The organism is Dyella sp., assembly GCF_036568765.1.
Lineage (GTDB): Bacteria > Pseudomonadota > Gammaproteobacteria > Xanthomonadales > Rhodanobacteraceae > GSA-30.
This window is the reverse complement of record NZ_DATCRY010000136.1, coordinates 1-6,204: the sequence shown is the minus strand read 5'-3', so window position 1 is coordinate 6,204 and position 6,204 is coordinate 1. Positions and strand designations below refer to the sequence as shown.

Sequence of the window (6,204 nt, the reverse complement as noted above, 5' to 3'; positions counted from 1 at the left end):
CCATACACAGAGCCAGGGGAGAGGGAGCGGGTTACGTAAGTGCGAAGTACTGAGGCTTGCCTCCGTGTGCACCCTCTCCCCGGCAGAGCCAGGGGAGAGGGAGCGGGTTACGCAAGTGCGAAGTACTGAGGCTTGCCTCCGTGTGCACCCTCTCCCCCGGCAGAGCCAGGGGAGAGGGAGCGGGTTACGTAAGTGCGAAGTACTGAGGCTTGCCTCCGTGTGCACCCTCTCCCCGGCAGAGCCAGGGGAGAGGGTGCGGGTCACGCAAGTGCGAAGTACTGAGGTTTGCCTCCGTGTGCACCCTCTCCCTCGGCTTCGCCGGGGGAGAGGGCTGGGGTGAGGGGGCCAACGGAGCCCATACCCTCCATATACCGCAGCACGCCGGCCAGACTCTTCAAGTCCTGCGCATTGTGCTCGCCCACCCGACGCAAGTTTGTCGCCGGACCGCCACGCAAATACGACAGCCACGCCGCAGGCGCTTCGGCGCCAGGCAGATCGTCTTCTCGCACGACGCCGAGCAATTGTCGCTCGGTCGTGGCAAGCCGGCAGTTCTCCCAGGCGCCTTTCCAACGCCGACGCACCGGATGCACCAGATCCACATGCAACAAGCCGGCAAGCGGATTCGCCAACCGCGCAAGGCGATAGCGCGTTGCTAACAGCGGGGCGTCGTAGCACTTGCCGTTGTAGCTGACCAGCACCGTTTCCGTATCGAGCCAACCGGCGAAGTGCCTCAGCATGGCGCTCTCTGCCGAGAGGCTGGTGATGGTCAGTTGGCGCAGGCGCAGCCGTGTACCGACCCAGTCGGCCGCGCCGATCATGAAAGCACGCGTGCCGGTACCGCCAGCCAGGCCGGTGGTTTCGGTATCGAAGTGCAACAGCCGCTCGCGTGCGATAGGGGCATCGATTTTCGCGAAACGCACATCGAGCACAGCAGGCGGTGCTGGCCACTCATAGAGAGTTTCGACCAGGCACAGGCCCGGCGCGATCTCCAGACCGGGCACATGGCGATCTTGCGCGCTCGGTAACGTGCCGCCGTGTCGCTGGCGCGTCGACAGCAGACGGCGCAGATCCGCTGGCACCGCTTTGCGGGCAGGTGCAGCGGCTACGCCCGCCTGGCTGCGCAAACCGCGCAGCTTGCCCAGCAGGTCGCTCACAGCGCGCCCATCAGCGACAGCACGCGCAGCGCGAAGGCTTTCGGTGAGCGTTCGGAAGCTTCGTCGCTCGCCAGCACCGGCCCCACGCAAGCGGGACAACCCTGATGGCAATCGCAGCGCTCGATCAGGCTGCGCGCCTGCGCGATCAGATCTTCGCGCCGCTCGAACAACGGCGCGCTCAGGCCGACGCCACCGGGAAAAGCATCGTAGAGATAGACCGTCGGTGTAAACGGCGCATCCGGCGCGAGGACGGTCGGTTGTCCATCGCTACCGCGAATCTGCCCGCGTCCGAGAGTATCGGCGCTGACGAACCATGCACCGTCGCCGCTTCCAACGGCTTTCTGCAGATCGCGTGCTTCAGCCATCACGGCCACGGTGGCGACGATATGCAAGGCATACGCCGCACCGAGAAAGCCATCCAGCGCATCCTGGCGGCCATCGAAAGCCTGCTCGAGTTCGCGTTGCGCCAGCTGCCACCAGACTGCGGTGGTATGCAGTTCCTGGTCAGGCAGATTCACTGGGCCGTAGCCGATATTTTCGTGCGTGTAGTAGCGGATCTTCTTGTAGCCGGCAACGCGGCGCACGACGTGCACTTCGCCATGATGCGCCTGGCCGCGGCCCGCCGGGGCCTGGTCGAATGCATCGAGCACCTTGAGCTTGGTGTAGTCGATGGCATCGGTGTAGTAGTCGACATGCGTGCGGGTGACATAGGCCTTGCGGCCATCCCAGTCGAGCTTCTCTACCTGGAATGGCACGGACTGGATCATGTGGATGGCGCCTTCGTACAACGTCACCGCCGCCGCGCTGAAATCGACTTCGGCCAGGATGGTCTGCCGGCCGCCTGTGCGATCGACCACGACGAAATTACCGTCGGCCACCGAGCGCAAGGAAACGGCATTGGCCGGATAGCTATCGGCGATCCACTCCCAACGTTCGCCTTCGCGATGCAGCACACCGTCTTCCGTCAAGACATCCAGCCAGGGACCGGCCGCTTCCTGGCCGAAGATTTCGTTCGCGGTGAATGGCAGTTCGAAGGCGGCACAGCGGATGTGGTCGAGCAGGATCAACGGCTGGTCCGGATGAATGCGCGCATGTTCCGGCGGTGCGGCCTGGAAGAATTCCGGATGACGTACCAGGTACTGATCCAGCGGGTCGCTGCTTGCTACCAGCACGCCGAGCGCGGTTTGCTGGCGCCGCCCAGCGCGGCCGAAGCGTTGCCACGTACCGGCTACCGAGCCGGGGTAACCGTTGAGCACCACCACATCGAGGCTGCCGATATCCACACCCAGCTCCAGCGCGGACGTACTGACGATGCCGTCGACATTGCCGGCACGCATCTCGCGTTCGGCGGCGCGCCGCTCCTTCGGCAGATAGCCGCCACGATAGGCGCGAATGCGCGGCGGCTTGCGTGGGTCATGGTCGAAGACATCTTTCAGGTACTTGGTAAGCACCTCGACCATGGTGCGGCTTTGCGCGAACACCAAGGTCTTCAAGCCGGATTTGATTGCCAGGCGCGCGATACGGTTCGTCTGCGAGCGCGCCGAAGCCCGCAGGCCGAGATCGGGATTCACCACCGGCGGGTTCCACAGCAGCACCTGCCGGTCGCCCGACGGCGCGCCGCTTTCGAGGATCGCCTCGACGCGGTCTTCGATCAGCGCTTCGGCGTGTTCGCGCGGGTTGCCGATCGTCGCCGAGCAGAGGATGAATTGCGGCGTGACGCCATAGAACGCGCACACGCGCTTCAGTCGGCGCAACACATTGGCCACGTGCGATCCGAACACGCCGCGGTACGTGTGCACTTCATCGATCACCACATAGCGCAGGTTTTCGAAGAACTGCGCCCACTTGGTGTGATGCGGCAGAATCGCCTGGTGCAGCATGTCCGGGTTGCTGACCACGATATCGCCATGCAGCCGAATCGCCTGGCGCGCGTCGCCTGGGGTATCGCCGTCGAAGGTGAAGGCTTTTACGCCCAGTTCGCCGGCCTGATTGATCTCCAGCAACTCGGCTACCTGGTCTTGCGCGAGTGCTTTAGTGGGAAACAGGTACAGTGCTTTGGCCCGGTCCTGCATCGCGGCGGTGAGCACCGGCAAGGTGTAGCAGAGCGATTTGCCGGAAGCCGTGGGCGTTGCTATCGCCACGTGGCGGTGCGCTTGTGTCGCCTGCCACGCCTCGGCCTGGTGACTGTAGAGGCGATCGATTCCGCGTGCCCGCAGGGCGGAAGCCAGGGTGGGCGGCAGATCCTCGGGCAAAGGGGTATAGCGGCCGTCGCGGCCGGGTATCAGGAAGCTGCCGGTGATCCGCGAGGCATAGCGCCTGCCCAGGCGCTGGGCCAGGCTGCGCCCGTCGCCGGGTTCGCGCAGGATCGCCTCGTCGGCGGTGTCGTAACGTTGCGGCAGGGCAGGCATGGGACAGACTCGCGATGGCAGTGACCAGGCAGTAGAGCCGCTGGCCGTCTCAATCGATGAGACGGAGGGCGATCGCCGCATGGCTGTCACGCTGCTGTCTTGCTCGCTGCTTAGCTTCCCTCGGGCTGACACACGAGGGCATGTCCATGCAGACCGAAGCCGCAGTTACAGCCGTTCATACTCCAGCTCGCGGTTCGGGGTGGATTTTCGCAGTCGTTTTCGGTGTGGTTCTTTTGATCGGAGCCATCTATGCCGGCTCCCATCTGATCGACGATCTGGCGATCGTCCGGACGCACTCCACGGGCCCATTCATCCTGCTTGGTATCGCCTTGCTGATCGCGTTGGGTTTCGAGTTCGTCAACGGCTTCCACGACACCGCCAACGCGGTAGCCACCGTGATCTATACGCACTCGATGCCGGCCAATCTGGCGGTGATCTGGTCGGGCGTGTTCAATTTCCTTGGCGTACTGACATCCACCGGTGCGGTCGCCTTCACCGTGGTTTCGCTGCTGCCGGTGGAGCTGATCCTGCAGGTCGGCAGCAACGCCGGCTTCGCCATGGTGTTCGCGCTGCTGATCGCCGCGATCCTGTGGAATCTCGGTACCTGGTATTTCGGGCTGCCCAATTCGTCCTCCCATACCCTGATCGGCTCGATCATCGGCGTGGGTCTGGCCAATCAGCTGACAGCGGTAACGTCCGGCACCAGCGGCGTGGACTGGAGCGCTGCGGCAGGTGTGTTCAAGGGTCTGGTGTTCTCGCCGATCGCCGGTTTCCTGCTTGCCGGCCTGCTGATGTACTTGCTCAAGGCGCTGGTGAAGATTCCCGCACTGTACCGCGCGCCGGAAGGCAACAAGCCGCCGCCGTGGCCGATCCGCCTGCTGCTGATACTGACCTGCACCGGCGTGAGCTACGGCCATGGTTCCAATGACGGCCAGAAAGGCATGGGCCTGATCATGCTGATCCTGATCGGCACGGTGCCTACTGCGTATGCATTGAACGGTGCGGTCAGCGGCGGTGAAGTGAAGACTTTCCACGAAGTATCCGTCGAGGCCAGCCGCGTGCTTGGTCAGATCGGCGGTGCCGTGACCGTCGGCGGCGATCCGCGCGAAGCGGTCACCGTAGCCGTCCAGCAGAAAACATTACAGGCGGGCACGGTGCCGGCATTGGCAACTCTGGTTGCGCAGATCGACCAGCAAGTGGGCGACCGCCCTTCGCTGAAGTCGGTGCCGCAGGAGCAAATGGGTAACGTCCGCAACGATATCTATCTGGCCAATACCGCCATGCCACTGGTGCTGGCCAGGACGGATCTCACGCCGGAACAAACCAAGACGTTGACCACCTGGCGCGGTCTCGCCACCAAGGCGACCCAATTCATTCCCGCCTGGGTGAAAGTCGCCGTCGCGCTGGCGTTGGGCCTGGGTACCATGGTCGGCTGGAAGCGCATCGTGGTGACGGTGGGCGAGAAAATCGGCAAGGAGCATCTCACCTATGCGCAGGGAGCGTCAGCCGAGCTGGTGGCGGCGAGCCTGATTCAGGTCGCCGACCTGTACCACCTGCCCGTCAGTACGACCCACGTGCTGACCTCGGGTGTGGCAGGCACGATGACTGCCAACGGTTCGGGCCTGCAATGGTCCACGGTGCGGAACCTGTTGATGGCCTGGGTGCTCACCCTGCCGGCATCGATCCTGCTCGCGGGCACCTTGTTCATCGTGCTAAAACACGTGTTCTGACGCGCCCGCGGGGCGCCTGACACGAGTTGTTCGCATGCCCTTGGAAAACGGCCTGGTCGCCGGGCCGGATGGCTCGGCGCGTTGCTTCTGGTATCCGTCGATGCCCGAGTACCATGATCGGGAATGGGGCTGGCCGGTGCGCGACGACCGGCTGCTGTTCGAGAAGATCTGCCTGGAAGGCTTTCAGTCCGGGCTTTCCTGGCAGACCATCCTCAACAAGCGCGAGAGCTTCCGCAAAGCATTCCACCGCTTCGAGATCGATCGTGTGGCGCGCTTTGGCGACAAGGACATCGAACGCCTGCTGGGCGACGCGAACATCGTGCGCAACCGCGCCAAGATCGTTTCGGCGATTAATAATGCGCGTCGTGCGAGCGCGTTGCTGGACGAAGCCGGTTCGCTGACCGATTGGTTATGGTCGTTTGCACCCGTACGTCACGCGAACCGGGTCGATCTGGCGCACTATCGTGCCCATACGACCAGTGCCGAGTCGGTTGCCTTGTCCAAGGCGCTGAAGAAGCGTGGCTGGACCTTTGTCGGACCGACGACGATGTATGCGTTCATGCAAGCGGTGGGGATGGTCAACGATCATCTCGACGGTTGCGGTGTGCGTGGGGCGGTCGAGCGGGCGCAGGCGGATTTCAGACGCAAGGCTTGATGCTCGCTGCGCTCGCGGCCCCCTCACCCCCACCCTCTCCCCCGGCGAAGCCAGGGGGAGAGGGAGCAAGTTACGCAAGTGCAAAGTACTGAGACTTGCTCCAGTCAGGCACCCTCTCCCCTGGCTTCGCCGGGGGAGAGGGTGGGGGTGAGGGGGCACCCGCGATGCGTAAGCGAGCAGTCAAAACCAAGGCGCTCCAACATCACCCCCCAATCACACCCACAACGCATACTCCAGGTAGACCGCCACTCAAGGAG

General features: G+C 63.8%; 4 protein-coding genes. 2 read left to right on the top strand and 2 right to left on the bottom strand.

What is annotated here, in order from left to right; all coding sequences use genetic code 11:
• Window positions 1-260: 260 nt before the first annotated feature.
• Together VIM98_RS09975 and VIM98_RS09970 are read right to left on the bottom strand one after the other, a co-directional pair.
• Complete coding sequence (locus VIM98_RS09975) at window positions 261-1,154, bottom strand: ribonuclease H-like domain-containing protein (RefSeq protein ID WP_331992953.1); 894 nt, start codon at window positions 1,152-1,154, stop codon at window positions 261-263.
• Window positions 1,151-3,562 carry a DEAD/DEAH box helicase gene (locus VIM98_RS09970; protein ID WP_331992952.1) on the bottom strand — a complete coding sequence of 804 codons (2,412 nt, stop codon included), beginning with the start codon at window positions 3,560-3,562 and terminating at the stop codon, window positions 1,151-1,153. The genes VIM98_RS09975 and VIM98_RS09970 overlap by 4 nt, the downstream gene beginning before the upstream one ends.
• A gap of 146 nt (window positions 3,563-3,708) precedes the next feature.
• On the opposite strand from VIM98_RS09970, the gene VIM98_RS09965 reads away from it, so the two are divergent.
• Together VIM98_RS09965 and VIM98_RS09960 are read left to right on the top strand one after the other, a co-directional pair.
• Entirely contained in the window at window positions 3,709-5,292 is a 1,584-nt protein-coding gene (locus tag VIM98_RS09965) for an inorganic phosphate transporter (protein ID WP_331992951.1), read from the top strand.
• Between the two features lie 34 nt (window positions 5,293-5,326).
• Entirely contained in the window at window positions 5,327-5,947 is a 621-nt protein-coding gene (locus tag VIM98_RS09960) for a DNA-3-methyladenine glycosylase I (RefSeq protein WP_331992950.1), read from the top strand.
• Window positions 5,948-6,204: the final 257 nt, after the last annotated feature.